This window comes from Lysobacter panacisoli (assembly GCF_009765165.1).
GTDB classification, from domain to species: Bacteria; Pseudomonadota; Gammaproteobacteria; order Xanthomonadales; family Xanthomonadaceae; genus Lysobacter_J; species Lysobacter_J panacisoli.
This window is the reverse complement of sequence record NZ_VLNU01000001.1, coordinates 1,688,661-1,708,479: the sequence shown is the minus strand read 5'-3', so window position 1 is coordinate 1,708,479 and position 19,819 is coordinate 1,688,661. Positions and strand designations below refer to the sequence as shown.

The 19,819-nt window shown below is 68.0% G+C and carries 19 protein-coding genes; 10 read left to right on the top strand and 9 right to left on the bottom strand.

Annotation, left to right across the window (positions count from 1 at the left end):
* Positions 1-3 precede the first annotated feature (3 nt).
* The 4 genes from FOF45_RS08090 (at position 4) to FOF45_RS08075 (ending at position 2,981) form a co-directional block, all read left to right on the top strand.
* Positions 4-900, top strand: a complete 897-nt coding sequence (locus FOF45_RS08090; RefSeq protein WP_158983767.1) for a complex I NDUFA9 subunit family protein — start codon at positions 4-6, stop codon at positions 898-900.
* A gap of 78 nt (positions 901-978) precedes the next feature.
* Entirely contained in the window at positions 979-1,257 is a 279-nt protein-coding gene (locus FOF45_RS08085) for a hypothetical protein (RefSeq protein ID WP_158983765.1), read from the top strand.
* 87 nt (positions 1,258-1,344) lie between these two features.
* Entirely contained in the window at positions 1,345-1,749 is a 405-nt protein-coding gene (locus tag FOF45_RS08080; protein WP_233264093.1) for a PH domain-containing protein, read from the top strand.
* Between the two features lie 8 nt (positions 1,750-1,757).
* Positions 1,758-2,981: a multifunctional CCA addition/repair protein gene (locus FOF45_RS08075; protein ID WP_158983763.1), complete on the top strand. Its 1,224-nt coding sequence runs from the start codon at positions 1,758-1,760 to the stop codon at positions 2,979-2,981.
* A gap of 529 nt (positions 2,982-3,510) precedes the next feature.
* Here FOF45_RS08075 and FOF45_RS08070 read toward each other — a convergent pair.
* From FOF45_RS08070 to FOF45_RS08060, 3 genes are all read right to left on the bottom strand, one after another.
* Positions 3,511-6,147, bottom strand: coding sequence for a TonB-dependent receptor plug domain-containing protein (locus FOF45_RS08070; RefSeq protein ID WP_158983761.1), 2,637 nt, complete (start codon positions 6,145-6,147; stop codon positions 3,511-3,513).
* Positions 6,148-6,291: 144 nt separating this feature from the next.
* Positions 6,292-6,687 (bottom strand): VanZ family protein, encoded by a 396-nt coding sequence (locus FOF45_RS08065; RefSeq protein WP_233264092.1) that lies wholly within the window; start codon positions 6,685-6,687, stop codon positions 6,292-6,294.
* A 20-nt stretch (positions 6,688-6,707) separates the two neighbouring features.
* On the bottom strand, positions 6,708-7,940 hold the full coding sequence (locus tag FOF45_RS08060; protein WP_158983757.1) for a class I SAM-dependent methyltransferase: 1,233 nt from the start codon (positions 7,938-7,940) through the stop codon (positions 6,708-6,710).
* A gap of 58 nt (positions 7,941-7,998) precedes the next feature.
* Between FOF45_RS08060 and FOF45_RS08055 the strand changes: the two genes are divergently transcribed.
* Positions 7,999-8,745 carry a pteridine reductase gene (locus FOF45_RS08055; protein WP_158983755.1) on the top strand — a complete coding sequence of 249 codons (747 nt, stop codon included), beginning with the start codon at positions 7,999-8,001 and terminating at the stop codon, positions 8,743-8,745.
* Between the two features lie 198 nt (positions 8,746-8,943).
* Here the strand turns inward: FOF45_RS08055 and FOF45_RS08050 are convergent, their stop codons facing one another.
* From FOF45_RS08050 to tsaD, 4 genes are all read right to left on the bottom strand, one after another.
* A complete protein-coding gene (locus FOF45_RS08050; protein WP_158983753.1) occupies positions 8,944-9,771 on the bottom strand; it encodes a DUF6159 family protein in 828 nt (275 codons plus the stop codon).
* A 113-nt stretch (positions 9,772-9,884) separates the two neighbouring features.
* Positions 9,885-10,370 (bottom strand): 2-amino-4-hydroxy-6-hydroxymethyldihydropteridine diphosphokinase, encoded by a 486-nt coding sequence (gene folK / locus FOF45_RS08045; RefSeq protein ID WP_158983751.1) that lies wholly within the window; start codon positions 10,368-10,370, stop codon positions 9,885-9,887.
* A gap of 20 nt (positions 10,371-10,390) precedes the next feature.
* The gene (gene folB / locus FOF45_RS08040) at positions 10,391-10,744 is read right to left on the bottom strand and encodes a dihydroneopterin aldolase (RefSeq protein WP_158983749.1); all 354 of its coding nucleotides are present in this window, start codon (positions 10,742-10,744) and stop codon (positions 10,391-10,393) included.
* Positions 10,745-10,801: 57 nt separating this feature from the next.
* A complete protein-coding gene (gene tsaD / locus FOF45_RS08035) occupies positions 10,802-11,842 on the bottom strand; it encodes a tRNA (adenosine(37)-N6)-threonylcarbamoyltransferase complex transferase subunit TsaD (protein ID WP_158983748.1) in 1,041 nt (346 codons plus the stop codon).
* 183 nt (positions 11,843-12,025) lie between these two features.
* On the opposite strand from tsaD, the gene rpsU reads away from it, so the two are divergent.
* The 5 genes from rpsU (at position 12,026) to FOF45_RS08010 (ending at position 17,516) form a co-directional block, all read left to right on the top strand.
* The gene (gene rpsU, locus FOF45_RS08030) at positions 12,026-12,241 is read left to right on the top strand and encodes a 30S ribosomal protein S21 (RefSeq protein ID WP_031371286.1); all 216 of its coding nucleotides are present in this window, start codon (positions 12,026-12,028) and stop codon (positions 12,239-12,241) included.
* Positions 12,242-12,417: 176 nt separating this feature from the next.
* Positions 12,418-12,864, top strand: a complete 447-nt coding sequence (locus FOF45_RS08025) for a GatB/YqeY domain-containing protein (protein WP_158983746.1) — start codon at positions 12,418-12,420, stop codon at positions 12,862-12,864.
* A 94-nt stretch (positions 12,865-12,958) separates the two neighbouring features.
* Positions 12,959-14,734 (top strand): DNA primase, encoded by a 1,776-nt coding sequence (gene dnaG, locus FOF45_RS08020; protein ID WP_158983744.1) that lies wholly within the window; start codon positions 12,959-12,961, stop codon positions 14,732-14,734.
* A gap of 102 nt (positions 14,735-14,836) precedes the next feature.
* Positions 14,837-16,822 carry a S9 family peptidase gene (locus FOF45_RS08015; protein ID WP_158983742.1) on the top strand — a complete coding sequence of 662 codons (1,986 nt, stop codon included), beginning with the start codon at positions 14,837-14,839 and terminating at the stop codon, positions 16,820-16,822.
* Between the two features lie 139 nt (positions 16,823-16,961).
* Positions 16,962-17,516, top strand: coding sequence for a hypothetical protein (locus tag FOF45_RS08010; protein ID WP_158983740.1), 555 nt, complete (start codon positions 16,962-16,964; stop codon positions 17,514-17,516).
* Positions 17,517-17,522: 6 nt separating this feature from the next.
* Here the strand turns inward: FOF45_RS08010 and FOF45_RS08005 are convergent, their stop codons facing one another.
* Both FOF45_RS08005 and FOF45_RS08000 read right to left on the bottom strand, forming a co-directional pair.
* Entirely contained in the window at positions 17,523-18,854 is a 1,332-nt protein-coding gene (locus FOF45_RS08005; protein WP_158983738.1) for a Xaa-Pro dipeptidase, read from the bottom strand.
* A 33-nt stretch (positions 18,855-18,887) separates the two neighbouring features.
* The gene (locus FOF45_RS08000) at positions 18,888-19,811 is read right to left on the bottom strand and encodes a heme o synthase (protein WP_158983736.1); all 924 of its coding nucleotides are present in this window, start codon (positions 19,809-19,811) and stop codon (positions 18,888-18,890) included.
* Positions 19,812-19,819 lie beyond the last annotated feature (8 nt).

Here is a 19,819-nt window from a genome sequence, read left to right as displayed (position 1 = left end):
CGCATGGCACACAGGCATGTGGTGGTACTGGGCGGCACCGGCTTCGTCGGCCGGCATCTCGTTGCGCGCCTGTTGCAGGGCGGCCATCGCGTCACCGTACTCAGCCGCGGCTTCGATCCGACCAAGCGCGACCTGAAACCCAAGGGCGCCAGCCTCATCGAAGGCGACGTCTCCAATCCGGACTTCCTCGCCGCCGTGCTCGACGACGCCGACGCGGTGGTGAACCTCATCGGCATCCTCAACGAGAAGGGCGATCGCGGCGACGGCTTCGAGCGCGTGTTCGTCGGGATCACCGATTCGCTGGTCGGTGCGATGAAGCGCATGGGCGTGCGTCGCCTGCTGCAGATGAGCGCGCTCAACGCCGGCCGTGGCGAAAGCCATTACCTCAAGGCACGCGGTCGCGCGGAACAACTCGTGCGCGCGTCCGGACTGGAATGGACCTTGTTCCGTCCTTCGGTGATCGCAGGCCCGGGCGATGGCCTGTTCTGTCGTTTCGATGCGCTGTTGCGCTTCGCGCCCGCGCTGCCGATCGGCCGTGCCGAGGCGAAGTTCCAGCCGGTCTGGGTGGACGACGTGGCCGAGGCGTTCGTGCGTGCGCTGGACGAGCCGCGCAGCATCGGCGAGAGCTACGACCTCGTCGGCCCCGACGTGATGACGTTGCGCCAGATCGTGCGCCTGGCGGCGCGCGCACGCGGCCGCCATCGCGCCGTGATCGGCCTGCCGCCGTCGCTCGGCCAGCTGCAGGCCAACGTCGGCGAATGGCTGCCGGGCAAACCGATCAGCCGCGACAACTGGCGATCGCTGCAACTGGACTCCGTGAGCTTCGAGGACGGCCTGCGCCGGCTCGGCCTCACGCCGACGCCGGTGGAACCCCGCGTGTCCACGATCCTGAACGGCTGACCGGCACCCGCGCCGCGCGTTCGATTTCGCTACTCTTGGGGGCCCGGCACTTGCCCCTACGGAAAGGACGCTCTGCTCATGTCGATCACGTCGTTCGTCGCTGCCAGCCTGATCGGACTGGCCACGGGCCAGGCCGGCTCCGCGCCTCCGGCCGATGCCGAGCCGAAGCAAGCGCAGGTGGCCAGCGAAGCCGTCCGCTCCACGGACGACGAAGACAAGCTGGTATGCCGTCGCGTGCGCAAGACCGGCAGCAACATGATGACCAACGATTGCCGCACCGTCGGCCAGCGCCGCAAGGACACCGAGGCCGCGCGCGAGATCCTGCGCGATCGCCCGGACTTCACTCGCGGCAACTGATCGACGCCGCATGGGCGAACGCCAATGCGTTCGCCCGCGACGGGCATGGCGTGGTCCATGCCCTCCAGAAGCAGGCCCCTTAGAATCATGGGCCGCATCCGTCCGGAGAACGTCATGGGCCTGCTCGACATCCTGCTCGGCCATGCCGGCGAGAAATCCATCGACAAGCTCGCCGAGGATTTCGCGCCGCTGCTCGCGCCCGGCGAAACCCTGCAGCGCGCATTCGGACTGGTCCGCGACCTCATCGTCTTCACCGACCGCCGCATGATCCTGGTCAACAAGCAGGGCGTGACCGGCAGCAAGGTCGAATACCTCAGCGTGCCCTACCGCAGCATCGTGATGTTCTCGGTGGAAACGGCCGGCCATTTCGATCTCGAATCCGAGCTGCGCGTGTGGGTGTCGGGACAAGCCGCACCGATCTCGCGCACGCTCGGTCGCGACAGCGGCGTGCAGGAAATCCTCGCTCTGCTCGCGCAGCACGCGCCGCGCTGACGCACGCGATGAAGCGCTACCTCGTTGGCGGCGCGGTCCGCGACCGCCTGCTCGACCTGCCGCCGGGCGATCGCGACTGGGTCGTCGTCGGCGAGACACAGGCCTCGATGGAGGCAGCCGGTTTCCGCGCGGTCGGCCGGGATTTCCCGGTGTTCCTCGACGCCAACGGCGAAGAGCACGCGCTCGCGCGCACCGAACGCAAGAGCGGGCGCGGCTACCGCGGATTCGTCGTGGATGCCGATCCTTCGGTGACGCTGGAAGAAGACCTCGCTCGTCGCGACTTCACCATCAACGCGATCGCGCAGGACGAGGACGGCAACCTCGTCGATCCCTACGGCGGCGCGCGCGATATCCAGCTGCGCGTGCTGCGCCACGTCGGCCCGGCGTTCTCGGAAGATCCACTGCGCGTGCTGCGCGCGGCGCGCTTCATGGCGCGCTTCGCATCGCACGGTTTCAGCGTCGCGCCGGAGACGATGGAACTCATGCGCGCGATGGCGCGCTCGGGCGAGCTGTCGGAACTCACCGCCGAACGCGTCTGGCAGGAACTGCGCCGCGCGCTCGCCAGCACCGCGCCCTCGGCGTTCATCCGCACACTGCACGAGGCCGACGCGCTCGGAGCGGTGTTGCCGGAAGTCGAAGCGCTGTACGGCGTGCCGCAGCGCGCGGAATTCCATCCGGAGATCGACACCGGCGTGCACATCGAACTGGTCTGCGACATGGCCGCGCGACTGGCGCCGGGCGACGATCGCATCGGCTTCGCCGCGCTCACGCACGACCTGGGCAAGGCGCTCACGCCGCCGCATGTGTTGCCCAAGCACCTCGGCCACGAACATGCGGGACTCGCACCGCTGCGCGCGCTGTGCGATCGACTCAAGGTGCCGGCCGACCATCGCCATCTCGCCGAATGCGCGTGTCGCGAGCACCTCAACGTGCATCGCTTCGACGAACTCCGCGCCGGCACCGTGTACGAACTGCTCGCGCGTTGCGACGGCTTCCGCCGACCCGAGCGCATCGAACAGATGGCGATCGTGTGCGAAGCCGACAAGCGCGGCCGTGCGGGACGACAGAACGATCCGTATCCGCAGGGACCGGCACTGGTGGCCGCGCTTGCAGCGGCGCGTACGGTGCGTGCCAACGAGATCGCGCGCGGACTGAGTGGACCCGACGTGGGCGAGGCGATGCGTCGCGCACGCATCGACGCGATCGCGCAGGCGACGGGGAAGAAGCCTTAGCGTCCTACCCCTCTCCCTGGCGCTTCGCGCCTGTCCCTCTCCCGCAAGGGGAGAGGGGGGAACGTCAGCGCGATGTTGCTCTTGCTGTTGCTCTTGCTGTTGCTCTTGCTGTTGCTCTTGCTGTTGCTCTTGCTGTTGCTCTTGCTGTTGCTCTTGCTGTTGCTCTTGCTGTTGCTCTTGCTGTTGCTCTTGCTCTTGCTGTTGCTCTTGCTCCTGCTCTTCCCTTTCTCCCCTTGCGGGAGAAGGTGCCCGAAGGGCGGAAGAGGGGTGCGCGCGAAGCGCGCTGCGCGGCTTCACACAATTTCGATCCCCCAAAAAAGCAACGCCGGGCGACCTCCCCGTCGCCCGGCGCTTCTCACCCCTGAGGGTGCGTGCACGATACGTAAACCGCATCACCGGGAACGGTGCGCCGGTCACAGGATGCCGACGCCCGTTCTTGCCCGATGCGGCGACAGCGCCCATTCGTGAACGCCGTCGCATCGTCGTGCATCGACGCCGGACGAATCGCGTCCGGCGTCGTGCGCCCTGCTCAGAACTCGTACGACGCCTTCACGTACCACTCGCCGCCGTTGAAGCCGAACGGCGAGGACAGCGGGTACTGCGCGCCCAGGAAGTTGAGCGTGCTGTTGGTTTCCTTGTCCGGGTAGTTGTCGAAGATGTTGTTGCCGCCGACGGTGATGTGCAGCTTGTCCTGGTAGAGACTGAAGCTCACCGCCAGGTCGAACAGCCATTCCGAACCGAACTCACCCTTCTCGCCGAAGGTGAAGTCTTCCCAGCTGTCGTAGTAGTTCGCGCGCGCGGTGAAGTTGACGTTCCACGGCGAGCGCCAGTCGAACGTGATCACGCTTCGATTGTTCGGCAGCTGGTTCTCGAGGTCCGCCACGCGCTCGGCATCGATCACCGGCGTCGCGGTACCCGGGATGACGGCGACGCTGTCGACTTCCTGCTTGTTGTAGCTGTGGCGGAAGTCGAACACGCCGGTGCCCCAGCTGGCGAAGTCGGCGCGATAGGTGGCGACCAGGTCCACGCCCTGCACCGTGCTGTCGAAGCCGTTGACGAAGTACGAGACCTGGCGCAGCAGTTCGGCGCCCGGCACACCGGCATCGATCAGCGCCTGCTGCTCCGGCGAACCGTCGGCGACGTTGATGGTCTGCAGCGCGATGCGGTCGTCGACCTCGATGTTGTAGTAATCGAGTGTCAGCGTGAACACGTCGTTCGGCGCGTACACCATGCCTGCGGAGTACGCGAACGATTCCTCCGCATCCAGCGGCTGCGCACCCAGCGCGATCGCCGCTTCGCTGTTGACCGGGAACGTGCCCAGCGGCACCAGCGTGCCGGTCGAGTCGGCGGTGGTGGTCACGTCGAGCGTGTTGAGCTGGCCCGGCGTCGGCGTGCGGAAACCGGTGTTGACGGTGGCGCGCATCGCGAACGCATCGGTGAACTCGAAGCGCGTGGAGACCTTCCAGTCGAAGGTGCTGTCGAACGCGGAGGAATCCTCGTAGCGTCCGGCCACGCCGACGGTCCAGCGTTCGATCAGGTCGGCTTCGACGTCGAGGTAGGCCGCGCGGCTGTACTGGCTGAAGTCGCCCGATGCTTCCGGCGAGTCGCCCTGGAAGCCGTCGGAACCCACGCCGAACAGCGCGCCGGTCGGGCCGGCGGTATACGACGCCGCATCGCCCGTGCCGATCTTGTAGGTTTCCTCGCGCCACTCGCCGCCGAAGGCGATGTTCACCGGCGAGGCGAACACGTCGTTCTGCCACGGCCAGGCGAAGTCCGCGTTGGCGCCGCGTTCGAGCTGGATCAGGTGGCCGGGCTCGAAGCTGGTCGGGCTCAGGCGGCCCAGGCTCGGGTTGATCGAATTGGTCATGGTGTAGACCATCTCGTTCTCGCCCTGACGCAGGCTGACGTCCCAGCGCAGGCCCGCGCCGGTCTCGCCCTTCGCGCCGAACACGCCTTCGTAGTCGTCGACCGTCGCGCCGAAGGTCGGCGTGTAGCCGCCCGGGAACAGCACGTAGATCGGGTTCAAGGCGATGAAGCCCGACGGGCTCGCCGCGTTGGCGGTGAGGAAGTCGGCCGGGTTCAGGCCCTGCGCGCGGATGTCGTCGACGATCGACTGCGCGACCGGGTCGGCGACACCGTTGCCGTCGGCATCCACGAACAGCGTGCCGCGCGGCGCGACGCCGGCCACGCCGACGGGCGTGCGGTAGAAGAAGCTCGATTCGTACTCGGTGTCGGCGTAGCTGCCGAAGCCGTACAGGCTGACCGCGTCGTTGATCGGGTATTCGGCGTTGAAGAAGGAGCGCAGGCCGTTGCCGTCCGGGTCGCCCCAGCGCTGGCCGAGGCCTTCGAACGGCACCAGGCCCGAACCGACCGCTGCCCCCACGGCCGCCGCATCGGCGCGCGGAATGCCGCGCGAGGTGTGGTTGCTGTCGAAGTACTCGACGGTCATGTTGAAGAAGCCGGCATCGCCCAGCCCGGTGCCGAAGTTGAACGAGCTGCGCCACTTGTCGCCGTCGCCCTCGTAGGTCGAGCCGTACTGGCCTTCGATGCGCACGCCGTCGTCGTAATCGTTGAGCAGCACGTTGATCACGCCGGCGATGGCGTCGGAGCCGTACTGCGCCGAGGAACCGTCGCGCAGGACTTCGACGCGCTGGATCGCGGCGGAGGGAATCAGGCTGTAATCGACCGCCTGCGAGCCCTGGTTGACCGTGCCGAACGGCTCGACCTGCAGGTTCACCAGCGCGGAGCGATGGCGGCGCTTGCCGTTGATCAGGACCAGGGTCTGGTCCGGCGGCAGGTTGCGCAGATTGGCCGGACGGACGAAGGCAGTGCCGTCGGCGATCGGGAAACGCTGGGTGTTGAACGAAGGCGCGATCGTCGCGAGCTGGTCGGTGAAGTCGGCCGAGGCCTGCTTCTCCAGGTCGGCAGGACGGAACACGTCGACGGGCGAAAGCGATTCGGTCGGCGACCGGCCCTGCACGCGGGTACCGGTGACGACCAGCTTGTCGAGCTCGACGGCGTCCTGTCGGGCCGGCTGGGCCGACGGAGCCGGAGTCTGTGCGGGAGTGGCCTGCGGGCCGTCCTGGGCCATGACCGGCAGGGCGGCGGTGGAGATCAATGCAGCAGCGACAGCCAAAGTGAGGCGATTGCGGGTTGCAGCAAGCATGGCGGTTTCCTTGCTCAGGGTGGGCGGACTCCCCCTGTCGAGCCCAACCCCGAGCTTTAACCAACCTTTAACCTTTGCGCAATACCTACACTCGCTTTGCCGAATCTGCTTTCATGGCGGGTTTCTCGCCTTCCGACGGCCGTCTCAGTTCCGCCGGCCGACGCCGTCGAGCCACTGCAGGGCCCGCGAGACCGGAGTCGGAGCCAGCATCAGGCCGACCATCGCGCCGAGGGCATTGGCCAGCGCGTCGGCCGAATCGGCCTGGCGGGACGCGGTCAGCGCGCTCTGGGCGAGTTCGAGCCCGACCCCCAGGGCGATCATCGCCGCCGCCGCGAGCGACTGGGTGCGACGGCCGGCGAACAGCATCACCGCCCAGGCGCTCAGGACCAGATAGGCGAGGAAGTGTTCGAGTTTGTCCACGCCGTCGAACGGCGCGGGCGGCAGGTCGTCCGCCGGCAACAGCGAAGTGACCACGACGGCGGCGATCATCAGGATCCAGATCGCCACCCACACCGCGGGGCGGTGGAACTCGCGCAGCACGGAATGCATCGGCGCGGCACTCACAGGCGGAAGCTCAGGTCGCCGGCCATGAAGGCGGTGCCGAACTCGACGCCCTTCTCGAAGCCCATCGCCTGGAAGCGCTCGCCCATCTCGCTGGGCAGGGTCAGGCGCTTCACTTCCTGCGTGCGCTTGAGGCGCTCGCCTTCGTCGGCGATCTGCTCGATCCGCTCCAGCACGCCGGCCAGTCCGTTCCCGAGCAGGAAGCTGGACTGCGAGCAGTAGCCGGCGAAATCGAACCCGGCAGCGACGCCCGCCTCGGCCAGCGCGGTGAAATCCACCGACGCGGTGAGGTCCTGCAGGCCCGGCCACCGCAACGGCTGGTCGTGCATGCGATGGCGGTAGAACGCGCGCAGCGTGCCGTCATCGCGTTCGGGCAGGTAGTACTCGCCGCGCGGATAGCCGTAATCGACGAACAACATCGCGCCGCTGCGCATGCCGCCCGACACCGCCTGCAACCAGTACGGCAGTTGCGGCAGCACTTCGGAGCGGTAGCCGTGCGCGAACTCGCGACCGAGCTGGCGCTCCAGGTGGCGCACCGCATTCGAGAGGAAGCCATCGGCCGGGCGCAGCACGCGCACCAGTTCACCGGCCTCGACCGCGACGTGTTCCTCGTACACCTCGCCCGCCTCGATGGCGAAGCGCGGCGTGGGCAGCGCGTCGATCACCTCATTGGCGAACAGCACGCCGTCCCAGTCGTCGTTGAACGGACCGTCCAGCCATTCGACCAGTTCGAACAGCGGCGGCACCAGCCGCTCCTGCAGGCGCTCGCGCTGGCGTTCGCGCAGCTGCGCGCTGGGCTCGAGGATGCAGTAGCGATCCGGCAAGGCGTCCAGTTCCATCAGCCGCTTCAGCGCGACCTCGGCGAACGCGCCGGTGCCGCCGCCGAGCTCGAGCAGGCGGGCACCGGGGCCCAGCTGCTGGAACACCGGCGCGAAACTGTCGGCGACGCACGCGGCGAACACCGGCCCGAGTTCCGGCGCGGTCACGAAATCGCCGCTCTCGCCGAACTTGCTCGCGCCCGCGCTGTAGTAGCCCTGGCCCGGCGCATACAGCGCCAGCTCCATGAAACGCGAGAACGGGATCGCACCGCCGTTGCCGGCGATCTGCGTGCGGATCAGCGCGTCGAGGCGCTGGCTGTGCGCGAGCGCATCGGCATCGGGCGTCGGCAGCGCGTTGGCTTCGCGCTGGCGTTCCTGCGCACCGGGGCGCGGCGGGGGGAGGTCGGTGGACATGCGGCGGGGGCGTGGGACACTGGCGCTCAGGATACGTCACGGCCCGGAGAGTCCCGTCATGCCCGCTGCGAACACGGCGCCCGTCGCCCTCGTCACCGGCGCCGCGCGGCGCATCGGCGCGACGATCGCGCGGACCCTGCACGGTGCGGGCTACGACGTCGCGCTGCACTACCGCAGCTCCGACGCCGAGGCGCGCGCGCTGGCCGGCGAACTCGAACGCGTGCGACCGGGCAGCACGCTGCTGTTGCAGGCGGACCTGTCCGAGTTCGACCGCCTGCCGGAACTGATCGCGCACACCGTGGGCCGTTTCGGCCGGCTCGATGCGCTGGTCAACAACGCCTCCACCTTCACGCCGACGCCGATCGGCACCGTCACGCCGACGCAATGGGACGCCCTGTTCGCGAGCAACGCGCGCGCGCCGTTCTTCCTCGCCCAGGCGGCGGCACCGCACCTGCAGGCGACGGGCGGCGCGATCGTGAATCTCGGCGACCTGTACGCCGAACGCCCGCTGCGCGGCCACGCCATCTACTGCATGGCCAAGGCCGCGCTGCTGATGATGACGCGCTCGCTCGCGCTGGAGCTGGGCCCGAAGGTGCGCGTCAACGCGGTCTCGCCGGGCGCGATCCTGTGGCCGGAAGAACGCACCGACACGAGCGCGCAGGAGGCGATGCTGGCGCGCACCCCGCTGGGTCGCACCGGCACGCCGGAGGAAGTCGCCGAAGCCGTGCGCTGGCTGCTGCAGGATGCGAGCTACAGCACCGGACAGGTGCTGCATCTGGATGGTGGAAGGCTGCTGGGCGCGTAACGGCGCACGGGCGGCCTTGAGCGGCGTGGCGACGTTGTTCGCCGCTTTTTTTGCTCGTCATCCCCGCGAAGGCGGGGATCCAACCGTCTGGGACGTCACGCTCTCCGGAAGACGGGATCGAGTCGGCGACGTGGATTCCCGCCTGCGCGGGAATGACGGCGCACCCCTCTCCCGGCGGGAGAGGGGCTTGAGCGTCACTTACTTCGTCGCGAACGCCGATTCCAGCTGCAGGCCCTGGAAGGCCGGCGGCGCTTCGCCTTCGGTCGCGTAGCGGTACAGCGCGGCCGAATAGATGCCGCTCAGCGCGGCCTGGTACACGCCGAGCATCAGCAGCGCGATCACGAACAGCACGATCAGCACCACCGCCAGCGCCACCGACAGCTGCGCCGCGGCCCACGCCAGCAGCGCGCCGACGACGATCAGTCCGAAAGACATCAGGCCGAACGCCAGGCCGATGCCGACGTTGCCGATCGCGTTCTCGCCCCAGGTGCGCTTGAGCAGGTTCGCGCTGCGCTTGAGCGCGTCGATCGGGCCGACGTCCTGACTGACCAGCACCGGCACGACCAGGAAGGTCGCCAGCGTCCACGCCGCACCCAGGCCGCCGCCGATCAGGCGCACCAGGAAGTGGTCATCGTCCTTCAGGCGCTTGAGGATCAGGCCGACCGTCGCGGCGATCGCGGCGTAACCCAGGATCGACGGCAGGCGCGCCTTGGCCGCGTTGATGCCGTCGGCGAGCGTCGGATCGCCGCCTTCCAGGCGGATCATCGCCGCACCGACCAGCGCGCAGTTGAAGAACACGATGACGCTGTACTGGCAGAAGTAGAACAGGAACACCCAGATCGCGCCGGACACGCCGAAGCCGTGCTGGAACACGCGCCAGCCGATCATCGGCACCAGGAACGTGGCCAGCACCACCAGCGTGGCGACGCCGGAGATGATCGGGAAGATCATCAGTTCCTTGTCCGAACGCAGCACCGCCGCGCTCGCCTTCACCAGCTCCCAACTGCGCGAGAACTTCTCGAACATCACGATTTCCCCAGAGTCCCCCATGGACCAGACATGCATCGTCGCGGTCCGCGGCACGTCGCGGCAAGGGGGGCTTGGGGAAATTCGGACGGCCGGCGCAGTCCGAGGGGCGGTCAGGCCAGTGCCGCCTCGTCCCACGCTACGCCGTGATCCGCATGCGCGGCCCATAGCTGCGCGAGCGTGCGGCCCGTACCGGGCACGATGACGTCGGGCGCGATCTCCGCCAGTGGGCGCAGCACGAATGCGTGTTTCAGTTCCGGGCGCGGGATGCGCAGGTTGCCCTCGCCCTCCAGGCTGAGGCCGTCGAACAGCACGATGTCGATGTCGAGCGTGCGATCGCCGTAGCGCGGACCGCTGCGGTCGCGTCCGTGTGCGTCTTCCAGCGCATGCAGCCAGCGGTTGAGCGCGTGCGGATCGAGGTCGGTATCGACGATCGCGGCGGCATTGTGGAAATCGGGACCGTCGAAGCCGACCGCGCGCGTGCGGTACACAGGCGACAGCACGACATCGCCGAAACGTTCGCGCAGCGCCTGTACGGCCGCACGCAGGTGCGCGACGGCGTCGACGTTGCTGCCCAGGCTGAGGTAGGCGCGGCTCATGCGGGGGAATGCGTGCGTGATCAGGAGGCGGAGCGTTCGATGCTCACGCCGACCGCGCGCGCGCCACGCACCGCACCGGGCTTGCTGAGCTTGAGCTTCACGCGGCTTACGCCGAACTCGCTGAGGATGATCTGCGCGACGCGTTCGGCCAGTGTTTCCACCAGCCCGAAATCGGACTGGCTCACGTAGTCGACGATGCGCTTGCTCACCGCCTTGTAGTTGAGCGTGTCCTCGATGGCGTCGCTGGCCGCGGGCACGCGGTTGTCGAAGGCCATCTCGATGTCGAACACCAGCGGCTGGCGGATGCGCCGCTCCCAGTCGTAGATGCCGATCAGCGCCTCGATCTCGAGGCCTTCGATGAAGACGTGGTCCATGATGCCCGGGGTTCGCGATTCGGAAGTGGAGCTTCGGGGTGAAGCGTCGTGGAGATTCTACGAATCCCGGCGCGCCACCGCCTCCAGCGTCGCCATGTCCCAGCGTGGCGTGACGCGGACGGAGAGATCGCCGTGCTGTCCGGCTTCCAGGCGCAGCGCGCCGGCGAAGGCGATCATCGCGCCGTTGTCGGTGCAGAACGCCGGACGCGGGAAGCTCACCCGCCCCCCGCGCTGGCGGGTCATCTCGTCGAGCTTCGCGCGCAGCCGCTTGTTCGCGCCGACGCCGCCGGCCACCACGAGCGTGTCGCACCCCGCCGCGTCGAGCGCGCGCTGGCACTTGATCGCCAATGTGTCGACCACCGCGTCCTCGAAGCCGCGTGCGATGTCGGCGCGCACCGCATCGCTGCGGTCGCTGTCCTGCCAGGCCAGCAGCACCTGGGTCTTCAGGCCACTGAAGCTGAAGTCCAGGCCGGGGCGGTCGGTCATCGGGCGGGCGAACTTGAATGCGCCCGGGCGCCCCTGTTCGGCCAGCGCGGCCAATTGCGGGCCGCCCGGATACGGCAGGCCCATCAGCTTCGCGGTCTTGTCGAAGGCCTCGCCGGCCGCGTCGTCCAGGGTCTCGCCCAGCAGGCGGTAGCGGCCGATCTCCTCCACGTGGACCAGCTGGGTATGGCCGCCGGAGACCAGCAGCGCCACGAACGGCGGCTCGGGGCGCCCGCGCGCGGGATCGTCCTCCAGCAGCGGCGCCAGCAGGTGGCCTTCCATGTGATGGACGCCGATCGCCGGGACGTCCAGCGCCCAGGCCAGGGAACGCGCCACGCCCGCGCCGACCAGCAGCGCGCCGACCAGCCCCGGACCGGCCGTGTAGGCCACGCCATCGAGGTCCGAGGCGGTCATCCCGGCCTCGGCAAGGGTCTGCCGCACCAGCGGGACCAGTTTGCGCACGTGGTCGCGGCTGGCCAGTTCGGGGACCACGCCACCGTATTCGGCGTGCAGGGCGATCTGGCTGTAGAGCGCGTGCGCACGCAGGCCGGCCTGCGTGTCGTACACGGCCACGCCGGTCTCGTCGCAGCTGGTTTCGATGCCGAGGACTTTCACGGGAAGGGGTTCCGCCGGGGGACGAAGGGGCACGCCCGGCGCGCCGGAACGCGGCCTTGGGCGTGTGTATTCAAGGACCTGCGTCCAGAATGTGGGCCTATGTTGCACCTTCAAGGAGGCCACCGCTATAATGCGCGGCTCTTCCCCGGCCTGCCCGGGCCGGTTACCGAAACGAGATTACGTATGCCCAGCGTCAAAGTCCGCGAAAACGAGCCTTTTGAGTTTGCTCTGCGTCGCTTCAAGCGCACCTGCGAGAAGGCCGGCGTTCTGGCCGAGACCCGCAAGCGCGAGTTCTACGAGAAGCCGACCCAGGAACGCAAGCGCAAGGCCGCCGCCGCGGTGAAGCGCCAGGCGCGCCGCGCCTCGCGCGACGTGACCAAGCGTCAGCGCCTGTACTGATCGCGTCCGGCGGGCCCGCGCAACGCGCGACCCGCTCCTGAACGCATCGCATGAGCCGGCCGCGCCCAGCGCTGCCGGCTTTTTGCGTTTCCAGATCCCCGTTCCGGACACCGGTTTCCGGAGCACCCGCCACCCCGTCCGCGCGCCGGCCGCGCGATGAGCCAAGGAGCAGACCGATGAGCCTCAAGCAGCGACTCACCGACGACATGAAGGCCGCCATGAAGGGCGGCGACAAGCACAGCCTGTCCGTGATCCGCCTGATCAACGCCGCGATCAAGCAGAAGGAAGTCGACGAGCGCATCGAGCTGGACGACGCCGCCGTGATCGCCGTGCTCGACAAGATGGTCAAGCAGCGCAAGGACTCGGTCACCCAGTACGAAGCGGCGAGCCGCGAGGACCTGGCCCAGGTCGAGCGCGACGAGATCGTCGTGATCGAGCGCTACATCCCCGCCAAGATGGGCGAAGCCGAGATCCTGGCCGCGATCGACGCCGCCATCGCCGAGACCGGTGCCAGCGGCCCGGCCGACATGGGCAAGCTGATGGGCCCGCTCAAGGCCAAGCTCGCCGGCCAGGCCGACATGGGCCAGGTATCGGCGCTGGTGAAGAAGCGCCTGTCGCCATAACGGTTTCCGGCCCGCAGCCTGCGGGCTCGATCCAAATGCACGAAGCCGGGCGTCGCCCGGCTTCGTCGCTTCCGCGCATGGCATCCTAACCACGATGGCCCGCATCCCCGACGCATTCATCGACGACCTGCTCGCCCGCACCGACATCGTCGAGGTGATCGGCACGCGCGTGCCGTTGAAACGCCAGGGCAAGGAGTATTCGGCGCGCTGTCCGTTCCACGACGAGCGCTCGCCCAGCTTCACCGTCTCGCCGACCAAGCAGTTCTATCACTGCTTCGGCTGCGGCGCGCATGGCACCGCGATCAGCTTCCTGATGAACTACGACCGCCTCGAGTTCCTCGACGCGGTGGAAGACCTCGCCAAGCGACTGGGCGTGGAAGTGCCGCGCGACACGCACCAGCGCAACGCCAATCCCGACAGCCAGGACCTGTTCACCGCGATCGAGGAGGCGTCGAGGTTCTTCCAGAAGCAGCTCGCCACCAACGGCCGCGCGCTGGGTTACTTCGACAGTCGCGGCGTCGACGCCGATACGCGTGCGCGCTTCTCGCTCGGCTACGCACCCGACGGCTTCAGCGCGCTGCGCGATGGGCTCGGCACCGATCCGCGCCGGATGAAACTGCTCGAGCGCGCGGGGCTGTTCTCGAAGAACGACCGCGGCCATGTCTACGACAAGTTCCGCGACCGCGTGATGTTCCCGATCCACGACCGGCGCGGGCGCACGATCGCCTTCGGCGGCCGCGTGCTCGACAAGGAAAACGGGCCGAAATACCTCAACTCGCCCGAGACCGAGCTCTTCCACAAAGGCCGCGAACTCTACGGCCTGTGGCAGGTGCGCCAGACGCACAACAAGATCCCGCGGCTGATCGTGGTCGAGGGCTACATGGATGTGATCGCGCTGTTCCAGAACGGCATCGACACCGCCGTGGCGACGCTCGGCACCGCGACCACGCCCGATCACGCGGAGCTGCTGTTCCGCAACGCGCCCGATGTCTTCTTCTGCTTCGACGGCGACCGCGCCGGTCGCGGCGCGGCGTGGAAGGCGGTGGAGTCCGTCCTGCCGCGCATGAAGGACGGACGCCAGGCGTTCTTCCTGTTCCTGCCCGACGGCGAGGATCCGGATTCGCTGGTGCGCCACGAAGGTCGCGACGGTTTCGATGCGCGACTGCAGCAAGCCACGCCGTTGTCGCAGTTCTTCTTCGATTCACTCAGCACCGACGTAAACCTGTCCACGCTCGAAGGCCGCGGCCGCCTGGCCGAACGCGCCAAGCCGCTGCTCGCGCAGATTCCCGACGGCGCGTTCGGCGACCTGATGAAGCAGCGCCTGACCGAGCTCACTGGCGTCGGCGCACGCGCCGCGACCGAGCCGGCCACGCCCGCACGTCCGCGCAACGCCGCCACGACCCCGCAGGCATCGAAGCCCTCGCTGGTGCGCAGCGCCATCACCATGCTGTTGCAACAGCCGGCGGTCGCGCTCGCGTTGCCGTCGTCGCTGCATTTCGCATCGCTCGACCAGCCTGGCATCGGCCTGCTCGTCGAACTCGTCGAGCTGGTACACGAGCGGCCCGACATCTCCACCGGCATGATCCTGGAACACTTCGCCGATCGAAGCGAAGCGCCTGCGCTGACCAAGCTCGCCACCTCGCGCGCGGTCGAGACGACCGCCGCGACGCCACTCGACACGCGCGTCCTCGACGATGCCGATCGTCGCCAGCAATCGTTCCTCGACGCCATCGCGCGGTTGGATGCGCAGGCCGTGAGGCAGCGCATCGAGGAACTGCAATCGCGCGTGGCGACGCTGGTCGATGCCGAGAAGCAGGAATTGCGCGAGCTGGTTGCCGCATCCAGCCTGATGCGCGTGCGCGGAACCTGATCGCCGGAAGTTCCTGCGGCATTCCGGAACCCTGCACTCCGGCCCTGCACCGCAAAGACGACCCGCGATAAGCTCGGGCTTCCGTCTCCCAGGGGAATCCCGATGTCGCCACGCACGACCGTCCTCGCGTCCGCGCTGCTGCTCGCGGCGTTCCCGGCCTTCGCCCAGACCGCGCCGACAGTCGCGCGCGAGCAGGTCGGCAACCGCACCAGCGAGAACATTCCCGCGATCCCGCCCCCACTGGTCGAACAGCTCAACCGCTACCAGAACACGCGCGGCGCGACCTTCGCCGGCTGGCGTGGCGACTGCATGCTGATCAGCACGCGTTTCGCCGAGACGGCGCAGGCGCATCGCGTGTGCCAGCCGATGGGAATGCGCGAGCAGCTCACCTTCTACCCCGAACCGCTCGCGGCCATCGCGACCGCGCCGGCCAAGTCGAAGCTCGATGGTTTCGTGTTCGGCAAGGACGTCGGCGGCAACGAGTTCTGGCAGCTGCACTGGTTCGACCTGAAATCGCGCAACACCACGCTGCTCACCGACGGCAAGGCGCGTAACCAGGGGCCGCTGTTCTCGCACGACGGCCAGCGCTTCGCATGGAGCAGCACCGCGCGCAACGGCAAGGACACCGACATCTGGGTGATGGATTTCGCGACGAAACAGCCGCGCACGCTCGTCACCGAAGGCGGCCAATGGAACGCGATGGACTTCTCGCCCGACGGCAAGCGCCTGCTGGTGATGAAGTACGTGTCCGCCGCCGAGTCGTACCCGGGCGTGGTCGATGTCGACAGCGGCAAGCTGGAGATGTTCCCGGTCGATGGCGGCAAGGCTTCGTTCAACGGCTTCAAGTTCGCGCCGGATGGCAAGTCGGTCTATTTCATTTCCGACGAGCCCCTCGACGGCAAGGCACAGGAATTCCACACGCTGCGCTACCACAACCCGGCGACGCGCAAGTTCGACGTGCTCACCGCATCGACGCCGTGGGACGTGGTGGACCTGGAGATCTCCGACGACGGCAAGCACCTCGCGTACACCACCAACGAGGACGGCATCTACAAGCTGCATGTACTTGCGCTGCCCTCGCACAAGCCGGTGAAGCTGCCGGAGCTGCCGATCGGACTGGTCGTCAACCTCGGCTTCTCGCCCGACAGCAAGCGCCTGGCGGTGACGATGAACTCGGCGACGTCGCCGAGCGACGTGTACGTGATCGAGCCCGGTTCGACGAAGCTGACGCGCTGGACGCAGAGCGAAGTCGGCGGACTGGATCCTTCGAAGTTCGTCGCGCCGACGCTGGTGCACTACCCGACCTTCGACAGCGTCGACGGCAAACCGCGCACGATCCCCGCGTTCTACTACCGTCCAGCCAATGCGCCAGCCGGCAAGAAGCTGCCGGTGGTGATCAACATCCACGGCGGGCCGGAAGGCCAGTCGCTGCCGACGTTCAATCCGACCGCGCAGTTCCTCGCGAACGAACTCGGCGTGGCCATGCTGTTGCCGAACGTGCGCGGATCGGAAGGTTACGGCAAGACCTACCTCGGTCTCGACAACGCCGACAAGCGCGAGGATTCGGTCAAGGACATCGGCGCGCTGCTGGACTGGGTCGCACAGCAGCCGGAACTCGATGCCACGCGCGTGGGCGTGTACGGCGGCAGCTATGGTGGCTACATGGTGCTGTCCTCGCTGATGCATTACAGCGATCGCATCCGAGCGGGCGTCGACATCGTCGGCATCTCGCACTTCGGTACGTTCCTCAAGAACACCGAAAGTTACCGCCGCGACCTGCGACGCGCCGAGTACGGCGATGAGCGCGATCCGCAGATGGCGAAGGTGTTCGAGGAGATCTCGCCGCTCAACCACGCCGACCGCATCCGCTCCAAGCTGTTCGTCGCGCAGGGCAAGAACGATCCGCGCGTGCCCTACACCGAAGCAGAGCAGATCGTGAAGGCGGTGCGCGACAACGGCCAGCCGGTGTGGTACCTGCTGTTCGACGACGAGGGCCACGGCTTCAGGAAGAAGAGCAACGTGGACTACTTCACCGCGGCGACGATGCTGTTCTGGCAGCAGAACCTGACCGGCGACGGCACGAAGTAGGCCAACCAGCGCGCGGGGCCGCGGCCGTCCGGCCCGGTCCCGCATGTGCGGTCCCCCCGGCCACGGCGGCGCGCGTTCGATCACTCCGCCACCACGCGCGCGGGCGCAAGCTCGTTCCAGCTACGGCGGAGAGCGAACCATGCGCAGCCTGTTCACGACCATCGTCCTGGTCAGCTTCGCCGTCGCCGGATGCAGCACCCAGCCGCGCGGCGATGAGCAGGCCAGCGTGCCGCTTCCCGCCCCGGTCGACCAGAAGCAGCGTGCCGACAAGGCGCTCACCGCATTCCTCGCCTCGCGCAGCATCCACGAAGTGCCGGCGCATCGCGACGCGACGCCGGACCTCGACGACGACGGCACGCCCGACCTGCTGATGCTCCTCGACGACCAGAACTGGTGCCAGGCCGACGGCTGCACGCTGCTGGTCTTCCACGGCGGCAAGGACGGCGACACGCTGGTTGGCGAGTCGATCTCGGTGCGCGCGCCGATCCTGGTCGGCAGCCGCGTCAACCGCGGCTGGCACGACCTGCTGGTGAGCGTGGGCAACGGCGACGACGCGGGCACGGTCGCGATGGAGTTCGACGGTACGCGCTATCCGTCCGACCCGATGATGGCCGCGCTGCTCGACCCGCATCGCCTGCCGTCGGCGACCAAGCTGATCGACGCGGAGATGGCGCCGCGCATCGCGGCGCAGTAGCGCGAATCAGCGCGTCGTCGCGTCCTTCACCACTACGCCGCCCTTCATCACGAAGGGCACGTGTTCGAGCTGCGCGACGTCGCGGGTCGGATCGCCGGGAACGGCGATCATGTCCGCGAAGCGGTTCGCTTCGACCACACCCACGTCGTCGCGGCCCAGCGCCTGCGAGGCGCTCAGCGTGGCCGCCTGGATCGCCTGCAGCGGCGTCATGCCATATCGCACCATCACCGCGAACTGCTTCGCGTTGTCTCCGTGCGGATAGATGCCGGCGTCGGTGCCGAACACCATCTTCGCGCCGGCGGCGTGCGCGCGACGGAAGTTCTCGCGCTGGATGTCGCCGACTTCGCGATCCTTGCGCAGGTTGTCTTCGAGGACGCCGTTCCTGCGACCCTCGGCCTGCGTGTAGTCGGTGTTGTAGATGTCCATCGACAGCCACGCGCCGTGCTGCCTGGCCAGGCGGATGCCTTCATCGTCGATCAGGCTGGCGTGTTCGATGGTGTCGATGCCGGCGCGGATCGCGTCCTTGATGCCAGCGGCGCCGTGCGCGTGCGCGGCGACCTTCAGGCCCCACTGGTGCGCTTCGTCCGCGATCGCCTTCATCTCGCCCAGGCTCATCTGCTGCTGGCCGGGTTCGGTATTGCGCGAGAACACGCCGCCGGTGGCGCAGATCTTGATGACCTGCGCGCCGTACTTGCGCAGTTCGCGCACGCGCTTGCGCCCCTCTTCCGGTGTGTCGGCGTTGTACGGGCTGCGCTCGTCCATCGACGGCGGGAAGAACGTGGAATCGCAATGACCGCCGGTCGATCCGAACGAGTACGCAGCGGTGACGATGCGCGGGCCGGTGAGCTTGCCCTCGTCGATCGCTTCGCGCAGACCGACGTCGTTCCAGTCGTCGGAGCCGACATTGCGCACGGTGGTGAAGCCCGCCATCAGCGTGCGCTGCGCGTGCACCACCGACACCATCGACCAGAAGCGATCGTTGAACTGCAGGCCGGTGTAGCCGCCGTAACCAGGGTCCGCATCCAGGTGCACGTGCATGTCGATCAGGCCCGGCAGCAGCGTCATCCCGGGTAGATCGATGCGACGCGCACCGGCCGGCACACTGGCGCCGACACGGCCTACCTCGACGATGCGTCCATCGCGCACGAGTACCTGCGGGTTCTCGATCATCCGCCCACTGCGCACATCGAGCAGGCGCTGTGCCGTGACCACTACCTCGCCGCCCTGCGGCGCGGTCTCCACACTTGTATCCACCAAGGCTTCCGCGTGCGCGCTACCGGCGGCGACGAATGCGGTCAGTGACGACAACAGGGCCAGGCCCAGGCGATTGCGCAGCATCGATTCCCCTCGATGGACGTTACGGTGCGTTGATCAGGCGTGCGGCTGGAATTCCATCACCGGCGACGGCGCCAGCAGCGGCATCAGCCAGTGGTCGAGCAGCAGGAAAGCGAACAGCGCCATCAGGTAGACGATGGAGTAGTTGAAGACCTTCATCGCGTACATCTCGTCGGGCGGGTTCATCAGCTTCCAGGCATAGCCCAGGAACACCACGCCCAGTACCAGCGCGCCGCCGAGGTAGAAGAGTCCGCTCATGCCCGCGGCCCACGGCAGCACCGTCACCGCGACCAGCAGCACCGTGTAGAACAGGATCTGCCAGCGCGTGTACTCCACGCCGTGCGTGACCGGCAGCATCGGCACCATCGCGCGTGCGTAGTCGGCGCGACGGAAGATCGCCAGCGCCCAGAAATGCGGCGGCGTCCACACGAAGATGATCAGCACCAACAGCAGCGCGTGCGGCCAGTCCCACTCGCCGCGCATGCCGGTGATGGACGCCCAGCCCAGCAGCGGCGGCGCCGCGCCGGCGATGCCGCCGATCACGATGTTCTGCGGCGTCGCGCGCTTGAGGAACACGGTGTAGATCACCGCGTAGCCGATCAGCGATGCGAAGGTGAGCACGGCGGTGATCGTGTTGACCCACAGCACCAGGATCGTCATCGACAACGCGGCGAGGATCAGCGCGAACACCAGCGCCTGCGTCGGCGTGATCTGTCCGGCGACGATGGGGCGCCACGACGTGCGCGCCATCTTCGCGTCGATGCGCGAGTCCAGCAGCTGGTTGATCGCGGCGGCACTCGACGCAGCCAGCCAGATGCCGAGGAAGCCCAGCACCGATTCGCGCAGTGGCGGCAGGCCGGGTACCGCGAGGAACATACCCACCAGCGCGGTGAACACGATCAGCGCGACCACGCGTGGCTTGGTCAGGTCCCAGTACTGCTTGGCGGTTGCTTTTGGCATGGCGGCGG